We start from the raw sequence: 18,134 nt of genomic DNA, 5'->3' as shown, positions 1-18,134 counted from the left end.
GGCACCAAATAAACCACGCCTGCCCGGCCGGCAGGCAGAAATAGGCATAGCGTGAACAAAAGCAAGTCAACCGCCCCGGAGCAGACCCCCCTCCCAAACAGTGAAAACACCCTGTTTGACAAGCTGCTGAAATTTTTTATCGATAACTATAAGATCAACTACACGCTCTTTTTCTTGCTGTTCGCCGCCGGGATCTATACCTATACGATGATCCCCAAGGAGATCTCCCCCGAGATCGAACCCGACACCATGACGATCCGCGGCAGCTACGGCGGCGCCTCCGTCGACGTCCTCAACCGCATGGTCGTGACGCCGCTCGAAGAGGAGACCAAAAACCTCGTCGGCGTCGAGAGCGTCACCTCGGTCATCGCCCCGGGCAGCTTCTCCGTACGCCTCGAGCTCGAAAAGGGGGCAGACAAAGCGGAGATGGCCGAATCGATCCGCGACGCCATCGCACTGGTCGTGCCGACGCTCCCTTCCGACATGGATGAGCCGGCAGTCAGGAACGTGGCCCATGCGCGGGGCTTGATGCAGGTATCGGTACGTTCGGACGAAGTCAGCCTGGACCGGCTCCGGGAGCTCGCACAGAAACTGAAGTCCCGCCTGATGGCGATTCCCGGCGTTTCGGACGTCACGATCTTCGGCGACTCCGACCTTTTCTACGAGATCATGCTTGACGAGCGGCGCATCGACGCATACGGACTTTCGCATACGGAAGTACTCAAAACCATCTCGGAACTCTCCTATATCTACCCCCTCGGCAAGATCGACGACGCCAAGGCCCAGTATTTCCTCTCCGTCGGAAACCAGAAGAAGTTCGTGGACGCATTTGAGCAGACCGTGCTCAATATCGGCGACCGCCAGATCGCGCTCAGGGACATCGCCACGGTCTCCAAGCGCTACGAAGACGCTTCGACGCTGGCGAGCATGAACGGCAAAACCGCCATTACCCTTTCGCTTTCGCAGAACCCGAAAGGGGACGCCATCGCGATCGGGGAAAAAATCTATAAACTCCTAGAGAGCATGAAGGTCGACGGCGTCGACTACGATGTCAGGCAGGACCAGACGACGATTATCCAGGAACGGCTCAACATCGTCATCTCGAATATCCTCTTCGGGATCATCCTCATCACCCTGATGACCTTTGCCCTGATCAATGCGCGTATGGCCTTCATCATCGCCCTGGGTATCCCGACCTCCTTTGTGCTGGGAAGCATCTATTTCTACTTTACCGGGTACAGCATCAATATCAATTCGCTGATCGGCGTCATCATCGCCATCGGTATCATCGTCGACGACGCCATCGTCGTCAGCGAGAATATCCAGCAGTACATCGAAAAAGGGTACGCACCGGCAAAGGCGGCCTTCCTCGGGACGCGGGAGATGGCCAAACCCGTCACCATCGCTTCGGCCACCACCCTCTTCTCCTTTATTCCGCTGCTGATGATCAGCGGGCGTCTCGGCGAGATCGTGCAGATGATCCCCATCGCCTTCAGCGCCCTGGTCATTGCGTCGCTGCTCGAGTCCTTCATCTTCCTGCCGATCCACGCCGTGCACCTGCTCAGCCCCGCCTCGCGCACCCTCTCGTGGAAGGGGATCAACCGGCGCTACTCGGCAGCCCTCGGTCTGCTGATGCAGTATCAGAAAACCTTTTTGCTGCTCTTTGTCATCATCATCCCGCTGCTGATCTATACCGGGTTCAAACACGCCAAGTTCCAGATGTTCCAGCCCTTTGATGCCACCGCCCTGAACATCACGTTCAAAGCGGCCCCGACGACAACCCTTGAGGAGTCCCTGGCCATCGTGCAGGCCATCGAGAAAGACCTTCTCAAGGAGGGCAGCCGTTTCGGCGTCGAAAATGTCACGTCGACGGCGGGATACCGGCGCAGCGCCACGGGGGATACCGAAATGTTCCCCTCCGTCGGGTACATCGGGGTCGAACTGCAGAAGAAAAAACCCGACAACTTTATGGACAGCTACATTACCCCCTACCTTAGTTTCTACGAAAGCCGGCGCGACAGTGTGCGCGAACGCTCCTCCAAGGCGATCTCCAAAGAACTGCGGGCATGGCTCGTATCCCAGGGCTACAAGGAGCGGTTCGGGCTGGAAGAGCTGATGGTCGTCGAAAAAGGGATGGGCTACGCCAAAGCGGATATCCGTATCGGGCTTATGAGCGAAGACTACCAGCAGGCGATCCGGGCGGTCAAAGCGCTCGAAGCGGAGCTCGGTGCGATCGACGGCATCAAATATGCCGGCGACAATATCAAACGGGGGATCGACGAGATCAAGATCAAGGTCAACGCCTACGGCGAACAGCTCGGCATCACCGACGCCTACCTGGGCAATTTTGTCTCGGACCTCTATCTCTCCAAGCGCATCGGGGTGATCTTCGACGGCCAGAGCCTGCTTGATATCAAGGTCCGCTCCGCCTACCAGGACGATTTCGCGTTTTTCGAATCCCTCGGCGTCCCGCTGAAGAACGGGCAGATCGTCCGCCTCAAGGATGTCTGCGATTTCGAGGTCATCACCGCGCTGGAGCGGCTGGTCAAGGATGACGGGGAGACCACCTTCTTCGTCTTTGCCAACGTCGATTCGAAAATCATCACCGCATCCGAAGCGCTTCAGAAGCTTGAACCGACCCTCCGCACGCTCCGGGCTGAGGGGGTCCGTTTGAAATTCAAAGGCGAAGCGGAGCAGAAGAAAGCCCTGGAAACCGACCTGGTTCTGGCAACGGTCCTGTCGGTCATCCTGATTTTTATCGCCATCCTCTACCTCTTCAATTCGATCCGCGAGACGCTGATCGTTGTCTCTGTCATCCCCTTCTCCCTCCTGGGTGTATTGATGGGGCACACCCTTATGGGACTGAACCTCTCCATGCCGTCGCTGATCGGCGCGCTCGGCCTCGCAGGCGTCATCGTCAATGACGGCATCATCATGATGTCCACGCTCCGGCATGCCGGTAGCGCCGACGAGATCCACCGCTTGGCCGGCAGGCGCTTCCGGCCGATCATCCTGACTTCGCTGACGACACTGGTCGGGCTCTCCTCCCTGATCTTCTTCGCCTCGGGGCAGGCGGCCACGTTCCAGCCGCTCGCGGTCTCGCTGGGGTTCGGTCTGGCGTGGGGCACCGTCTTGAACCTCTTCTACCTGCCCGTCATGTACAGCTACGTTCATAAGCAGCGCGTCCCCTCGTGACGCAGTGCATAGCGGTCGTTTCTACACATTCTTATCATATATATTTAATCAATATATTTAATTTAACATTTAATTAACACTCTGTTGCAACAATCCGCATTAACACAAAAATTAGAAAGAGAGCTATGAACATAAACCATCTGGCAAAAAGTACAGCCCTGCTCTGTTTCCTGCTCGGGAACAGCGCCGCAATCCATGCTGACGAGAGCATCGCAATCGGTGCCGTGACCGTCGAGTCTACGACGATCGACGACGGCGTCGATTCAAAAACGGGCGTTTCAAACACCATGACCATTACGGGCGAAGAGGTCGAAAAGATCAACCCGCACACCATTACGGACATCCTGAACAGCGTACCGGGCGTCACCCTCTCCAACGTCGGAACCGACAGCGTCAAAGTACATATCCGCGGGATCGAGAACCAGATGTACATGGGCGAACAGCCCGGCGTCGCCATCGTCATCGACGGCGTCCCGGTCCAGGAGACCTCGGGCAAGATCAACATCGACCTGGACAATATCGAATCGATCAAAGTCATCAAGGGGGGCGCGTCTTACCTCTACGGCAACGACGCCCTCGCCGGCGCGGTCATCATCACGACCAAGAAAGCCAAAGCCGTCTCATCTTCGAAGGCCGAAGCGGAAGCCGGAAGCTTCAACTCGAAACGCCTAATGGCATCGACAAACCAAAGCTTTGAAAACTCCGCGCTACAGCTGCAGGGAAGCTACCGTGGAAGTGACGGCTACTGGGATGAGTCCTACGTCTCGATCAAATCGATCAACGGGAAATACTCCTACTACCTCAATGACACGAGCGACATTACGCTTGGGCTTGACTATACCAAACGCGAAACGGGTGACGGCAACAGCGTCCACGGGACCCTCGCGGCGAAAACCGACCCCCGGAGCGAAAACGAGTATTCGTACAGCGGCTACTACAAGACCGACCTGACCAAAGGGTTCGTCACCTACTCCAACTCCTTCGGTGAAGATTCGAACCTGATGCTCAACGTCCATACCTACATCGATGACAAGACCTATAAAACGGCACGGACGAAAACGGACAAGAATGAGATCTGGAACCAGAACGGCGCCAAGGGCGAATACCGGACGGCCTTCGACATCCTGGGCCTCATGACCGGCTTCGACCTCCAGAGAAACACCACCGACGAACGGGCCTACCTGGCGGCCGACGGAAGCCTCCAGTCGGATTATGCGACAGAGGAGGACATCAACGCGCTCTACGGCGAGATGAAACTTGAAGTAGTGAAGGACCTGACGACCACCTTCAATATCCGCTATGACAACATCCAGCAGCGGTACATCGACCATCAAGACAGCGCCAACAACGTCAAGCCCTCCTATGACGTCGCCTCTTACCGGGCCGGTTTCAACTATGCGCTTTCCAAAAACAGTGCGTTTTACGCCAGCGTCTCCACCGGTTTCAGGACCCCGACGGTTCGCCAGATGAGCACCAACCAGGCAACCCTGCGGGAGAACCCGGCGGTGGATATTCCCTCGAAGATCGGTATAGAGACCTCCTATAACTATGAGATCGGCCTGCGCGGGCAGTCTGCCGGGTTCACCTATAACGCATCGGTCTACCAGCTCGACCGGAAAGATTACATCGGAAGAATCGCCGGGAGCTATATCACCTCCGACGACGAGAACGAAAGCAACTACGATAACGTCGGGGACATGCGCAGCAGAGGCTTCGAACTCTCCGTCCAGAGTGACCGGAGCCAAACGGTCGCGTTTGACCTGGCATACACCTACCTCGATGCGGTCTTTACGCGCTATTGGCTCTCCCAGCAGGTCACGGCGGATCCTGACGGAAGAGGACCGCTCACGGGTGACTTCGAACGCGTTGACCTTTCCGGAAACCAGGTGCCGAGAACGCCCAAACACACCGTGAAACTGACACTCTATTACCAGCCGAACTCCAAGGCGACGCTTATCACGGAGCTGCTGGCAAAAAGCAGCTATTATGCGGATGAGGTCAATGCGCACGAAATGAGCGGCTATGAAGTCGTTAACCTGATTGGCGAATACCGCTTCACAGACGCTTTTGAAATGTTCGCACGGTTTGACAACCTGCTGGACAGAAAATACTACCAGTTCGTCAACATCAGTTCGTCGGCACTGGCAACGATGGCAGAGGATGCCACGGTCAGGGTTGCCCCTCCCCGCGCGTTCTACGCCGGTATGCGCTACCGCTTCTAATGGCCCCAAGCGGGGCTAACCTCTCTTTCCTAAACGCGATCATTTCGCCGCTTGCCTGTGATCATCACGATACGCACACCGACTTTTCTTCGCCCTTCAGATAGCAATCGTAACGACCGGAATTGATTTTAGGAAAGGAGTGGGGGATTTTGCCCGGCGCCGCCGGGTCAGAGGGTTGCGATCGTATCGCCGAAACGGACCTTCTGCCCCGCTTGCACCGACAGTTCCATCGCCGTTTTCTCCGTGATCATGACGATGGTCGATCCCATCTCGAAACAGCCAAAATCATCCCCCTTTTTAAGGTGGAGATTCTCAAAGCTGTACGCCGTCGGCTGCTGGGCGTCCGCATTCGTCTGGATGCGCGGCTCGAAACTGACCTGCATCTTCCCGACGTTGAGCGCACCCACAAGGACGAGGTAGACAAGTTTCCCCTGCTGGGTCTCGCACTCCATCACCACCCGTTCGTTCTCGATAAAGAGGTCGGCCCGCTTGTTGAGCGAAGGCATATTGACCGGGTAGAGCTTGCCGGGGATATGCACCGCCTTGAGCACTTTCATGTTTGTCGGAACGTGGTAGCGGTGATAGTCGCGGGGCGAAAGGTAGAAGTTCATGAACTGCCCGTGCTCGATGCGGTCCTTGTTCGCATCATCGATCTCCGACCCCAACAGCTCCCGGACGCAGTAGGACATCCCCTTGATCTGCAGCGCCTGCGTCGCATCGAGATCGCCACACTCGGTGATGAGGCTGTCGCACGGAGAGATAAGGTCGTCGGCATCGTTGGAGAAGTGACGCGATGCCTTGAGGCTACGGGTGAAGAGCGCATTGAGCGAACGGTAGGTGGCAGGCGCGTAGAACTCACCCATGTCCAGCCCCATGATGCTGACATAACCCTGGTTGACGATCTTTTGAAACCAGCGGGGAAACTCCTTGGACGCGAACCGTCCGAACTGCTGCGAAATGGTGTTGGTGATATGGCGTGTCATGCTTCCTCGTCGTTGTCAATTTTGCGTTTGGCGATCTCTTCGATCAGGACCGTGGCATAGGAGCCTTTGGGGAGCGTAAAGTGCAGCTCGTACCACGCTTCCTCCTCGCGGTATTTGCCCTCCACCTCTTCGGGGAAGACCCAGGCATAGCGGCGCTGGCCGTCGATCTCGTGGACGGCGTCATACGCCTTTTCGAAGTCCCGGGAGAGGCCCGTGGAGCGTTTGGCCCGCTTACCGACCAGTAGGCCCGTCGGAACGATGTCACGCTCGTTGAAGCGTTCGATATCCTCCGCGTCACCGTCGAATTCGAAAGGGCGGCCGTGCGGGTAGTGCATCATGACGTCCCCCTCGATGAGCTTGTAGGGGTGCGGCTGCTGCGCCAGCTTTTGGAGCTGATCTTCGGGGATGTTGAGCAGCGGCGATATCTCTTTGGCGTCAAAATTGCCGATCAGCGTGCTCACCTCGATGCGGCGGCTCAGCCAGAGGTTAAAGAGGTGGCTTTGATATGCATTAATATAAAGACGTTTGAGCTTGACGTTGCGTTCCTTGATCTTCCCGCGCAGCAGGGCCTCTCCCTTCTTCCAGTTCTCCCCGCCGATGCCGAAACGCTGGTAGCCGAAAAAGTTCGGCATGCCGTAGACGGCGATCTGTTTCAGCGCCTCGTCGATCTTCTTGGCCGCCGTCGGCGTCACCTTCTTGAGGCGGATGAAGAAGCGGTTGCCCTTGAGGTGCCCCATGTGGATCTTGTTCTTGTGGTAGGTCTTCTCGAGGATCTTCACGTTCTCGTGGCTGAACCCCTCCAGTTTCTTCTCAAACTTCTTCGGCAAGGAGATGTACTGTGTCGTCATCGCGTTTTTGTCTTTGAGGCCGGCGTAGCCTATCTCCCTGCCTTTGATGCCGAGGTACTTCGCCAGCAGGGAGATGAGGTCCCAGGTGGAGAGGTTCTTTTTGCGTACATGCAAGATAAGGTGTTCGCCGTTGCCCGTAAAAGGGTAAAGCGGAATTTCGTTGACGACAAAGTCGCGTACGCTCTGTTTGAAAACGAAGGGAATCGGTGCATGCTGCAAGTAATAAAAACGGTCCATGGTACTCTTTAAAAGTGGTGTGATTTGCACGGGTTTTTGTAGCGGGTCCGTGCGGCCCGGGCGAAAACGGTCAATGGCGTTCGGTGTTTGCGCGCCAGGTACTCGACGCGCTTGCGCATCCGCGGCGGGAAAGCGACGAGCATCTCGTACTCCTCCCCGCTGCACCCCGCTGATTTGCCGAGGGGACGGAAAAAGGAGAAGCCGGTCCGGTTCAGGTCGGCCAGGCGCTGCAGGTCGGTGTAGATCCCGTCCGAGATGTCCATCCCCGCCCGCAGATATGGTGCGGCGGCGGCGATGAACTCCCGGCGCAGCGGCGGCCGGACATAGTGCGACTGCGCGTGCGCCCTGCGTCCCGCCAGCAGATACTGCAGCTCCCGCTTCGCCTTGCCGACGCTGCCCGTGAAGGCGAGCAGATCGCCCCTCTTGATCCCGCTGCGTCGCAGCGGACGCCGCGTTTCCGAGACGATGGTCAGCGAAATGATCAGCCGGTCGCTCTTGACGGTATCCCCGCCAACGAGTTCGCACCCAAAAGCGGCCGAGGCCTCGACGAATCCCGCCGCCAGGGCATCCACCTCGCCCGCAGTGAACGAAGATGGAATACCGATTGCAAGCAGGGCGTATCGCGGCACGGCATTCATCGCCACGGCATCGGAGATGTTGACCGCGAATGCCTTATAGGCGATCTGGCGCGGCGTCATCCATGCGCGTTTGAAATGCGTCCCCTCGATGAAAGCATCGTTCGAATAGACAGTAGAACCGATCACGGCCCCGTCATCCCCGATCTGCTTTGACGCAGCGGAGACGGAAGCGATAAAACGTTTTTCCAGATCCATAATAAGAGGAGAATTTTACTCCACTCTCGCTTGCGGCGCCTTTACGCAGGGAGCGTCATAAGTGTCACTTAATAAAACACCAATTAAAATTAGTAAAAAACCACACACGGGATATCAATGAAAACGTCGATCAAAAAGCTCCTAAGTTCGGTGCAGTTTAACGCAACACTGCTCATACTGTTCACCCTTTTGAGCGGATTGCTCCTCGCCAGCTCCTACGCCACGTACAAGCGGATCGACAATATGGCCGAGCAGGAGCAGCTCGTCCTCTCCCTCGCAAAAATGGACCGTGCGGACCCCGCCCTCGACCGCATTCGCGCCAGCGGCGTCCTCAGCCGCCTGCCAATCCTGATCGACGGCCTCGACAGCGAGAACGTCTACGAGATCGCCAACAGCCTCATCTTCAGGGAGGCGAAAACCCGCAGCAAATACACCAACCTGCTCCGCGAACGGGACAGGGTCCTGAACGCATCGGCCTCCGCCTATTTCAACGCCGCCATCGATTCCCCCGCCAGACACGACGACATGCTCAGAGCCATCGAAAACTATACCACGCTCTTCTACCCGCTGACCAAACTGCAGAACAATATCCTTTACCAGTACAGCCTGCTCGTAGGCGCAATGATGATCCTGGTCCTGCTTTGGGGCTTCGTCGTCATGACCGCCGCCCGCAACGCTTCCAAAACGATCCTGGGTGACATTTATGCGCTCCAGCCCCAGGAAGGGGCCACCCGCGCCTCGGTCAAGTTCAAAACGACCGAGATCAACTCCATCGCTCTGAAAATACGCCAGGAGAGCGGTGACGCCGCTTCCGCCAGCGGCAAGAAAGACGAGGTGACGCAGCTCCCCAACTACGAAGGGGTAAAAATCGGCTTTGACCGCCGTCCCAAAGCCTCCAAGGACATGCACGCCTTCGTCTGCATCTTCGAGATCGACAACTACTCCAAGCTTGTCAACCATTTCCCGCAGAGCGTCATCGACCCGATTCTGATCAAGATCACCTCCATCATGAAACTGCACAAGATGCAAAATGACCAGATCGGGCGCATCCACGGCGGCCAGTTCATCACCGTGCTGCTACGCAGCGACAAGCATAAAGCGCTGGAGGAGTGTAACCATATCCGACAGATGATCGAGGAGAACCGTTTCAAAATGCCACACGACTCCTTCCCCATCACGCTGAGCGGCGGCTTTGCCTCAAAAACCGCCTCACAGACCCTCGACGATGCCGTCAAAAACGCCAAAGAGCGCCTGAGAATGGCACAGGAGAAGGGCGGCAACTGCGTTTCCGATACGAATAACAATACGAAAATATTATAGATTTTCTCCCCAAAGGCCCACAAATGGGGCCTTTCTGGTTCATTTTGTAACACCTTTCCCTTCCGCTCTCCAGCCAGAACCGTTTAACCGAAACCTACCCTTTCAATCGCTATAATCTGACGCATATTTACGTTTACGAAGGAAGGTTATGAGTATTCCTATTTATACTTATGATGCGGTAATCGTCGGTTCCGGTCTGGCAGGTTCTGCGGCTGCCAGAGAGCTGAAACAAGCCGGCAAGAACGTCGCCGTCATTACCAAACTCCACCCGCTGCGCTCCCACTCCGGTGCGGCACAGGGCGGTATCAACGCTGCGCTCAGCGATGTCGACAGCATCGAGCTGCACGAATTCGACACCGTCAAGGGTGCGGACTACCTCGCCGACCAGGACGCGGTTGAGCTGATGTGTCAGAAAGCCCCGGAAACGATCCGCTGGGCAGAGCGCATGGGAGCGGCCTTCAGCCGTACCGACGACGGTAAGATCGCCCAGCGCCCCTTCGGAGGCCAATCCTCCCCGCGCGCCTGTTTCGCGAAAGACCGTACGGGTCTGACCCTACTTCAGACGATCTACGAGCAGGCGCTGCGCGTCGGCGTCGACTTCATCGACGAGTGGTACGCCGCCGACATTATTTACGAAGACGGCAAGGTCAGCGGTGTCGTCGCCTTCAATATTCGTAACCAGGAAAAGGCGATCTTTAACGCCAAGGCCGTCATGTTCGCCACCGGCGGTTATGCCCGCGCGTTCAAGATCAGCTCCAACGCCCATGCCAATACCGGTGACGGCCTCTCCATCGTTGCACGCCACGGCCTCCCGCTGGAGGACATGGAGTTCGTCCAGTTCCACCCGTCAGGCCTTTCAGGCAGCGGTATCCTCATCTCCGAGGCGGCCCGCGGCGAAGGCGGAAAACTGCTCAACTCCGAGGGCGAGCGCTTCATGGAGCGCTACGCGCCGAACAAGCTTGAACTGGCCTCCCGCGACGTCGTCGCCCGCGCCATCATCAACGAGATCCGCGAAGGGCGCGGGGTCGGACCGCGCAAAGACGCCGTCTACATCGACCTGACGCACCTGGGCAAAGAGAAGATCATGGAGCGCCTGCCCGAGCTGCGCGACCTGGCGATCACCTTCCTCGGCCTCGACATGATCAAAGAGCCCATTCTTATCTCCGCGACGGCGCACTACTCCATGGGCGGTATCCCGGTCGATATCGACGGGCATGTCCGCAAGAACAACGACGCACTCGTCGAAGGTTTCTATGCGGCGGGCGAATGTGCCTGTGTCAGCGTCCACGGCGCCAACCGCCTGGGAGCCAACTCCGTCCTCGAAGCCCTGCTCTTCGGCCGCCACGTCGGTCAGAGCATGGTCAATGATATCGAGACGCTCTACCTCCGTGAGGCGGAACAGTCCGATGCCGACACGATGATCGCAGAAATGGAGCGCATCCTCACCAATAACGGTAAAGAGACGGTCCCGGGCCTGCGCAACGAACTGCAGCAGAGCATGACGGACAACGCCGGCGTCTTCCGTACCGAGGAGACCCTCTCCAAGCAGGTCGAGATCGTCAAAGAGCTGCGCAAACGCTTTGAAAACATCCGTATCGACGACAAGTCCAAGATCTTCAACACGGACCTCCAGGAAGCGATCGAGTTGGGCCACATGCTTGACTATGCCCTCTTCATCGTTGAAAGCGCCCTGGCGCGCAAAGAGAGCCGCGGCGCGCACTACCGCGAGGACTTCACGACACGCGACGACGAAGCCTTCATGAAGCACACTATGGCGTACATGGATGCAAACGGTGAGATCAGCCTCGACTACATGGCGGTCACACCGGGCAAATTCGAACCGCAAGAGCGTACATACTAAGGGGAAGATGATGACGACTATTACTACACAAACCATTACATTCAACGTGTTCCGCTTCAACGCCGAAACGGACTACCTTCCCCACTACAAGACGATCGAGATGGAGGTCACCTCCGAAGAGGTCGTCCTCGATATCCTCAACCGCATCAAGTGGGACGTCGACGGCAGCTTCAGCTACCGCCGCAGCTGCCGCCACGGGATCTGCGGCGCCTGTGCCATCAAAGTCAACGGCAAAGGCGTCCTGGCCTGTAAAGAGCGCATGAATGATCTGATCGAGCTCTTCGGCACCGAGCTGACCCTCGAGCCGCTCAGCATCAAGCGCGCGGTCAAGGACATGATCATCGACAAAGAGGACTTCTGGAAGAAGCACGAGCAGGTCAAACCGTATCTCATCGACGAGATCGACGAACACCCGGAGAGCGAAAACCTCGTAACACCGAAAGAGGAAGCGCAGTTGCTCGAGGCCGACTACTGTATCCAGTGCGGTCTGTGCCACTACTCCTGTCCGTCGCTTGAGAACAACGAATCCTACATCGGGCCTGCCGCGTTTGCCGCCGCCTACCGCTTTAACGCCGACGTGCGCGACAAAGCGACCCTCGATCGTCTTGACATCGTCAATGCGCCGGACCAGGGTGTCTGGGACTGTGTCAAATGTTTCGAGTGCCAGGAGGTCTGCCCCAAAGAGGTCAACCCGATCGAAAAGATCACGAAGCTGCATAACCAGGTCTTCGAGAACGGCGTTGCCATCAACAACGTCGCGACGCGCCACGCCGTCGGCTTCGCACACTCCATCAAGAAGCACGGTCTGCTGGATGAAGCGGAACTCGTCCGCTACTCCGAGGGTACGGTCCCGATGCTGATGAAACACGGCAAGGTCGGATTCAAGATGTTCAAGGTCGGCAAAGTCGTCATGCCGTGGAACATGCCGAAATCGGACAAACTCGACGAGGTCAAGGCCCTGATCAAATCGTCGTCAACGGTCAAATTCTAAGGATAAGTCATGGAAAAGAAACTCACATACGCCCTTTTTACAGGATGTACCGCCAAGGAGAGTACGCCGGAGCAGCTGATGTCGACGTACGCCGTCGCCGAAAAGCTCGGTATCGAACTCGTTGAGCTTTCCGAAGCGACCTGCTGCGGCGCGTCCCACCTGCAGGACTATGACGATTTCCTGTCGCTTGTCCTCAACGCGCGCAACATCTGCTACGCGGAATCCCGCGGGATGACGATGGTCACCATCTGTAATACCTGCCAGCTCAACACGGCGATGACAAAGCACCGCCTCGACAACGACCCGGAGCTCAAAGCCCGCGTCAACGAGAAGCTCGCCGAAGTCGGCCTGGAGTACAAAGGTACCTCCGAGATCACCCACTTCCTCTACGCGATCATCGACGACTTCGGTCTCGAGACGCTCAAAGAGAAGGTTGTCACGCCGCTCTCTCAGTTCAACATCGCTCCCTTCTACGGCTGTCACAACATCCGCCCTTCTGAGCTGCAGAACGAAACGCACGGCAAAGCGGAGAACCCGTACAACCCGAACTCCCTGGATGACCTCATTGTCACCCTGGGCGGCGTCAACGTCGACTACGAAGAGAAGAACAAGTGCTGCGGATTCCACGCGGAGCTCCAGGCGCCGAAAACGGCTGCCCTGCTCACCGGTAAAGCACTGATGGGTGCCATGGATGCCAACGCGGACTGGATGGTCACACCCTGCCCGCTGTGCCACCTGAAACTCGACACCCAGTACGAGCACGCCGGCCACGCCGTCGGCCGCGACGTCAAGATGCCGGTCCTGCACATGCAGCAGATGGTCGGCCTGGCCCTGGGCTGTACCCCGTCCGAACTCGGCCTCAAGCACCACGTCTCCAAGGTCAACTTCGTCTAACGACTACACGGGGCGCTACCTGCGCCTCTCCCCTGCTCTCACAAGGTACATTCAATGTCCGATACAATCGAAATACTTTCATGGAACGTCAACGGTATCCGCGCCGTCGCCAACAAGCAGGCACTCAAATGGGTCGATGAACGCCGTCCGGATATTCTCTGTCTCCAGGAGATCAAAGCCACCGCGTCCCAGTTTCCCGACGACCTTTTTGACACCAACTACGCGACGCTGACCATCAACAGCGGCGAGCGCAAGGGCTATTCAGGCACGGCGACCTTCTCGCACCTCGTTCCCGACTCCTCCGAGTTCTGCCTCGACATCGACAGCGAGCACGAGGGGCGTATCATCCAGCATGACTACGACGACTTCACCCTCTTCAACGTCTACTTCCCAAACGGGCAGAAGGACGAGGAGCGCCTCGCGTACAAGATGGCCTTTTACGAAAAATTCCTCACCTACTGCGACACGCTGCGCGACGAAGGGAAAAGCATCGTCATCTGCGGGGACGTCAACACGGCCCACCGGGAGATCGACCTGAAAAACCCCAAGTCCAATGCCAAGACCTCCGGCTTCCTCCCCGAGGAGCGCGCCTGGATCGACAAGCTCATCGAACACGGCTACATCGACAGTTTCCGTTACGTGCACGGCGACATTGAGGAGGAGTACAGCTGGTGGTCCTACCGTTTCAGCGCCCGCACGAAGAACGTGGGGTGGCGGATCGACTACTTCTTCATCTCCGACGACCTGACAGAGGTACTCGAAGACGCCTTCATCCTCCAGGACATCGAAGGCTCCGACCACTGCCCCGTCGGCATCCGCCTGGCGCTCTAGCGCCTCAGCTGGTATATATTCCGCTAAATAATTCTATGGAGCAGCCCCCGAAAGGGGGCCTGTTTCGTATGAAAGTGTAGGTTACAGTCTTGTCAAAAGGACGATGACGAACGGCACAGGCGCTTTGGGGGCTTTTGCCGCGTCAAATACGCCGCAGAAGGCCTTGGCAACCTCATATATCTGCGGTATGGTATATTCGTGCTCGTAGGCTTCGTCGAGCACTTCCTTCGTCTTGTCAACGATGATCCCGATCTCGTCGCAGTCAATGTCGTGCGAATGGATCTCTTTGTCCCATTTACAGGCATGGTGAAAGGTGTGGAAGTAGCCTTCGATGTCTTCATCGCTCAGATCATCGAGCAGATGGTACTGACGGACAAAATCGATTACCTCGTGGAGTTTGCAGGTCATTAGTTTCCTTTTTACTTTCGTTGCACTAAAATATGCATAACATATTCGCGTGCACATAATTTAACATCGATTGCTCCGATCACAAGGTAAAAAATGAACATACAAGTCGTCAAAGCAGATTATTCCAGTGAAAAGCACAAAGCAGAAATCCCCATGATGCTCGACGCCTATGCGCGTGACCCCATGGGCGGCGGAAAGCCTCTGGATGATGTGGTAAAACACAACCTGGTCACAGAACTTTCCAAACGACCTTACGCCTTCTCCGTCATCGCCTACGCCAACGGAGAGCCGGCGGGACTAGCCAACTGTTTTGAGGGGTTTTCCACCTTCGCCTGCAAGCCCCTCGTCAATATCCACGACATCACCGTCCTTCCCAAATACAGAGGGCTTGGCATCAGCCAGAAACTGCTGGAAAAAGTCGAAGAGATTGCCTCATCCAAAGAGTGCTGCAAAATCACCCTCGAGGTTCTTGGCAATAACGTGGTCGCACAGGGTGCTTACAAGAAGTTCGGCTTCGCCGCCTACGAACTGGACCCCGAGGCGGGCAGCGCGCAGTTTTGGGAGAAGAAACTCTAAACTACCCAATATCCTCCGAAAAGAAGAGCCATTTCACTCCAATGTATGATTAACATCGAATACGGCTGATAGACCCACAACATGTTAATCCATCCCCGGATATCGATAATAATCATGTATACATTTTTATTCTACAGCACATCGAAAGATTTAAAATATTTCATATTGTTACTATCTTTGCAGAATTTTCTAACCAAAAAAGTTCTATAGTACACTCAAATGTAATCTAATTAATAGTTAACTGAAGAGGAAGTGATGACAAGTAACACTATTCCAAAATTCCAGATCAAGCTATATTGGAAAATCTGGTTTACGCTTATCGCTTGCCTATTTATCCTTCGTTTTTCTTTGCCTCACCTTACTGAAACGGATTTTGCTTTCACGTTATTCAACTGCTACATGATTCCAACATGGATTGCTATTATGGTTCTAAACATAATAGAAGAATATAGACTAAGAAACTATCTTGAAGAAAATCATCACCAAACATGGGAACACATCACACATGCTTCAGGCTTTGGCTCAGGTGGATACAACAGCCTTCGTACTCTGTCTTTTGTCAACTCCGATGATGATCTGTCTGACCCAGTTGTCAAAGAACTGAAGCTGAACTATAAACGGTTCACAACACTTGCTTTGACTGTATTTTTTACAATACCTATATTATTTTTAGTCATAGTGGTGCTGCCTTGGAGCAGCTAACAAATCTCTGCACACCAATATGAGCTCCGCACTGGGAGTTCATATTGGTGAGTTTAAACGTTAGATGATAAATCGATGAATCACGAGATAATAAAGAAAATTGAATACGGAGTATAAATGTATAAAAGAATGCTAAATATGGCCCTCTCTTCTGTTTTTGAAAAGCATATGGCTCTCATTAACGCGCTTACAATCTATTTGGTCTTCATGATCATCATCGACTATGTTAATCTGAATAATATAGTTTATGTGAAAGGTAATGCGGATATAGATAATGGACTTCTATTGTTTATCACTGCTTTGGCCAACTGGATTATCTATATCATGGTGGCCATCTCGACTCACAGGATCCTTATTTTAGGGGAGGACAGTATTCCCAAATGGGGATTGTACAAATTCACAAAAAGAGAATGGTCATTTATGTTCAATGGCTTTCTCCTGGGCCTGCTAATGATGTTTGTCGCGTTTTCAGTTTTATCGTTAAGTGCTTCGTTTGACAGCATAGGCTTTATCCTAAGTATTGCGATTATTGGTGTAGTCTTATCCATCATCGTATCCCGTGTTTCACTAGTGTTTCCGTCAATCTCGGTAGACAAGGCAATGACCTTTTCAGATGCATGGACCTTCACAAAACAGTACAAACTTTTTGTCTTTGTTTCAGTCGTTCTTTTTCCCCTATTGTTTTCGTTCGTATTTGGTTTCGTGTATGGTTTGGCTATTAAACTGATTTCTTCCATCATTCACTACGAACTCTTCTTTTTGTTCTCCGTTTTAAACATTGTCATCGCCGTCATCACGGTCAGCGCACTGTCAGCGACCTATAAAATAATAATCGAAGAGCATCTTGAATATTTGGAACCAGACAATAAAGAAGAGGAAGTAAAAATACGAGAAACTACAGTCATAAGCAATGATAAAAATCACAAGATCGTTATTCACGATAAAGGTGACGTCACATTTGAAGACTTAAAAGAGAAGCTAAAGTCACAATATTCCAAATTGGGTTTTACAAATACTGTGATTGACAAAGACAGATCATGGATGATAAAAAATCCACAAGACAATGACACATATGTGTTGTTGTCACATCGAAACAGCGAATATGTCATTGAAGTTTTTCAGAATGAAATGATTGACTTTCTTGATCAATTGATAGTGCATGAAAACTGACAATGGCGTGGAGATTATCAAAAACACGCAAACAGATTCTTGATTACTCATTTTAAACGTTATACAAAAGGAACTATATGAACGTCAAATTGGCAATAAGCGGTATTGTTATCTTGTCCGTATATGCTCTCTTAGCATGGTTGTCTACGAGGGTCAAGAAAGAACCATCAGACGTGGCCATCAATCTTGGACTTGTTATTCTCGGCGGTGCGATTGGCTGGGTGGTCGGGATTTTTCTCACCCCTTATAGCGCAGGACAAAAAGCCGAATTTGCGGAGTACGCATCAGTCATTGCACTGTTCGCATCTGGTTATCTGGTTGGGAAAGTCGATGCCGCAATTTCACATATGCTCAAACCGGAAAACCTTTTTACACCGATAGTAGGTTTCAGGCTTGTCATAACCTTCTCATCGTTCCTTTTAGGTATGCTGGTTACGGTAGTGATTAGGTACTATGCATAACAAATTTCATCAAAGCTCCCAGCATGTTGCTTTTCTTTCTTCCCATTGGACTCATTATCTACTTCTGGGACAGGAAAAATATTGTACAGGGCATTGCACTCTTTAACGACTACATTGTTCAATTGCAAGGTTCCGAGCTGGATGACACGCAGAAGATGGAGCGCATCGACGCGATGTTCTACGAGAACGGCTACACCATCACCAAAAAGAGGGAAGACACGTTAGTCGCCGAAAAAAAGCATTTCAATATCGGTATCTTCCTGATGATGATCGGAACACTCTACTATGTCGGCTTTTTCGGCTACATCTTCTACTTCCTGCTTTTACAGAAACCGCGCCGGCTCTGCGTCGATCTGACACTGGAGACGCCGCTGTCCAAGTGCTAACGACTTATTCGGACTTCGGGAGGAAAGCTTTGATAACGCTCTCGTCAGACATGAGGCAATTCCAGAAAATTTGTATATTTTATTATGATCGCAATATCAGATCACACAAGTCATCTACCATTTGCCACTAATGGTCCCCGGAACACTCAAACGGGGAAAATAGAAGAGCCAATGGTGTACTATACCTGTAATCCAACCCCGCAATCTGCTATCGTG

At 54.0% G+C, this 18,134-nt stretch carries 16 protein-coding genes; 12 read left to right on the top strand and 4 right to left on the bottom strand.

The window, feature by feature from the left end:
• The first annotated feature begins 51 nt into the window (after positions 1 to 51).
• Together LOH54_RS06290 and LOH54_RS06285 are read left to right on the top strand one after the other, a co-directional pair.
• Positions 52 to 3,195, top strand: a complete 3,144-nt coding sequence (locus LOH54_RS06290; protein ID WP_231021187.1) for an efflux RND transporter permease subunit — start codon at positions 52 to 54, stop codon at positions 3,193 to 3,195.
• Between the two features lie 125 nt (positions 3,196 to 3,320).
• Positions 3,321 to 5,417, top strand: a complete 2,097-nt coding sequence (locus LOH54_RS06285) for a TonB-dependent receptor (RefSeq protein WP_231021186.1) — start codon at positions 3,321 to 3,323, stop codon at positions 5,415 to 5,417.
• Positions 5,418 to 5,584: 167 nt separating this feature from the next.
• Here LOH54_RS06285 and LOH54_RS06280 read toward each other — a convergent pair whose 3' ends face one another.
• Genes LOH54_RS06280 through LOH54_RS06270 form a run of 3 tightly spaced genes read right to left on the bottom strand, consistent with a single transcriptional unit; the run spans position 5,585 to position 8,318 of the window.
• The gene (locus LOH54_RS06280; protein WP_231021185.1) at positions 5,585 to 6,400 is read right to left on the bottom strand and encodes a phosphatidylserine decarboxylase; all 816 of its coding nucleotides are present in this window, start codon (positions 6,398 to 6,400) and stop codon (positions 5,585 to 5,587) included.
• The gene (gene truD / locus LOH54_RS06275; protein ID WP_231021184.1) at positions 6,397 to 7,485 is read right to left on the bottom strand and encodes a tRNA pseudouridine(13) synthase TruD; all 1,089 of its coding nucleotides are present in this window, start codon (positions 7,483 to 7,485) and stop codon (positions 6,397 to 6,399) included. Before truD ends, LOH54_RS06280 begins: the two co-directional genes overlap by 4 nt.
• Before the next feature lie 8 nt (positions 7,486 to 7,493).
• A complete protein-coding gene (locus LOH54_RS06270; RefSeq protein ID WP_231021183.1) occupies positions 7,494 to 8,318 on the bottom strand; it encodes a thiamine-phosphate kinase in 825 nt (274 codons plus the stop codon).
• A 117-nt stretch (positions 8,319 to 8,435) separates the two neighbouring features.
• Here LOH54_RS06270 and LOH54_RS06265 point away from each other — a divergent pair, with 117 nt between their 5' ends.
• The 5 genes from LOH54_RS06265 (at position 8,436) to LOH54_RS06245 (ending at position 14,215) form a co-directional block, all read left to right on the top strand.
• Positions 8,436 to 9,638 carry a GGDEF domain-containing protein gene (locus LOH54_RS06265; RefSeq protein WP_231021182.1) on the top strand — a complete coding sequence of 401 codons (1,203 nt, stop codon included), beginning with the start codon at positions 8,436 to 8,438 and terminating at the stop codon, positions 9,636 to 9,638.
• Between the two features lie 148 nt (positions 9,639 to 9,786).
• Positions 9,787 to 11,499 carry a succinate dehydrogenase flavoprotein subunit gene (sdhA, locus tag LOH54_RS06260; protein WP_231021181.1) on the top strand — a complete coding sequence of 571 codons (1,713 nt, stop codon included), beginning with the start codon at positions 9,787 to 9,789 and terminating at the stop codon, positions 11,497 to 11,499.
• A 10-nt stretch (positions 11,500 to 11,509) separates the two neighbouring features.
• Positions 11,510 to 12,490, top strand: a complete 981-nt coding sequence (locus LOH54_RS06255; RefSeq protein ID WP_231021180.1) for a succinate dehydrogenase/fumarate reductase iron-sulfur subunit — start codon at positions 11,510 to 11,512, stop codon at positions 12,488 to 12,490.
• 9 nt (positions 12,491 to 12,499) lie between these two features.
• The gene (locus LOH54_RS06250; protein WP_231021179.1) at positions 12,500 to 13,384 is read left to right on the top strand and encodes a CoB--CoM heterodisulfide reductase iron-sulfur subunit B family protein; all 885 of its coding nucleotides are present in this window, start codon (positions 12,500 to 12,502) and stop codon (positions 13,382 to 13,384) included.
• A 54-nt stretch (positions 13,385 to 13,438) separates the two neighbouring features.
• Positions 13,439 to 14,215, top strand: a complete 777-nt coding sequence (locus tag LOH54_RS06245; protein ID WP_231021178.1) for an exodeoxyribonuclease III — start codon at positions 13,439 to 13,441, stop codon at positions 14,213 to 14,215.
• Positions 14,216 to 14,296: 81 nt separating this feature from the next.
• On the opposite strand, the gene LOH54_RS06240 is transcribed toward LOH54_RS06245, so the two are convergent.
• Positions 14,297 to 14,623, bottom strand: a complete 327-nt coding sequence (locus LOH54_RS06240) for a hypothetical protein (protein WP_231021177.1) — start codon at positions 14,621 to 14,623, stop codon at positions 14,297 to 14,299.
• 93 nt (positions 14,624 to 14,716) lie between these two features.
• Between LOH54_RS06240 and LOH54_RS06235 the strand changes: the two genes are divergently transcribed.
• The 5 genes from LOH54_RS06235 (at position 14,717) to LOH54_RS06215 (ending at position 17,918) form a co-directional block, all read left to right on the top strand.
• Positions 14,717 to 15,199, top strand: coding sequence for a GNAT family N-acetyltransferase (locus LOH54_RS06235; protein WP_231021176.1), 483 nt, complete (start codon positions 14,717 to 14,719; stop codon positions 15,197 to 15,199).
• A gap of 255 nt (positions 15,200 to 15,454) precedes the next feature.
• Entirely contained in the window at positions 15,455 to 15,901 is a 447-nt protein-coding gene (locus tag LOH54_RS06230; RefSeq protein ID WP_231021175.1) for a hypothetical protein, read from the top strand.
• Positions 15,902 to 16,108: 207 nt separating this feature from the next.
• The gene (locus LOH54_RS06225; protein ID WP_231021174.1) at positions 16,109 to 17,071 is read left to right on the top strand and encodes a hypothetical protein; all 963 of its coding nucleotides are present in this window, start codon (positions 16,109 to 16,111) and stop codon (positions 17,069 to 17,071) included.
• Between the two features lie 77 nt (positions 17,072 to 17,148).
• Positions 17,149 to 17,532, top strand: a complete 384-nt coding sequence (locus LOH54_RS06220) for a hypothetical protein (protein ID WP_231021173.1) — start codon at positions 17,149 to 17,151, stop codon at positions 17,530 to 17,532.
• A gap of 23 nt (positions 17,533 to 17,555) precedes the next feature.
• Complete coding sequence (locus LOH54_RS06215; RefSeq protein WP_231021172.1) at positions 17,556 to 17,918, top strand: hypothetical protein; 363 nt, start codon at positions 17,556 to 17,558, stop codon at positions 17,916 to 17,918.
• The last annotated feature ends 216 nt before the right edge of the window (positions 17,919 to 18,134 follow it).

The sequence above is a fragment of the Sulfurimonas sp. HSL-3221 genome, assembly GCF_021044585.1.
GTDB classification, from domain to species: Bacteria; Campylobacterota; Campylobacteria; order Campylobacterales; family Sulfurimonadaceae; genus Thiomicrolovo; species Thiomicrolovo sulfuroxydans.
This window is presented reverse-complemented; position numbering and strand designations above follow the sequence as displayed.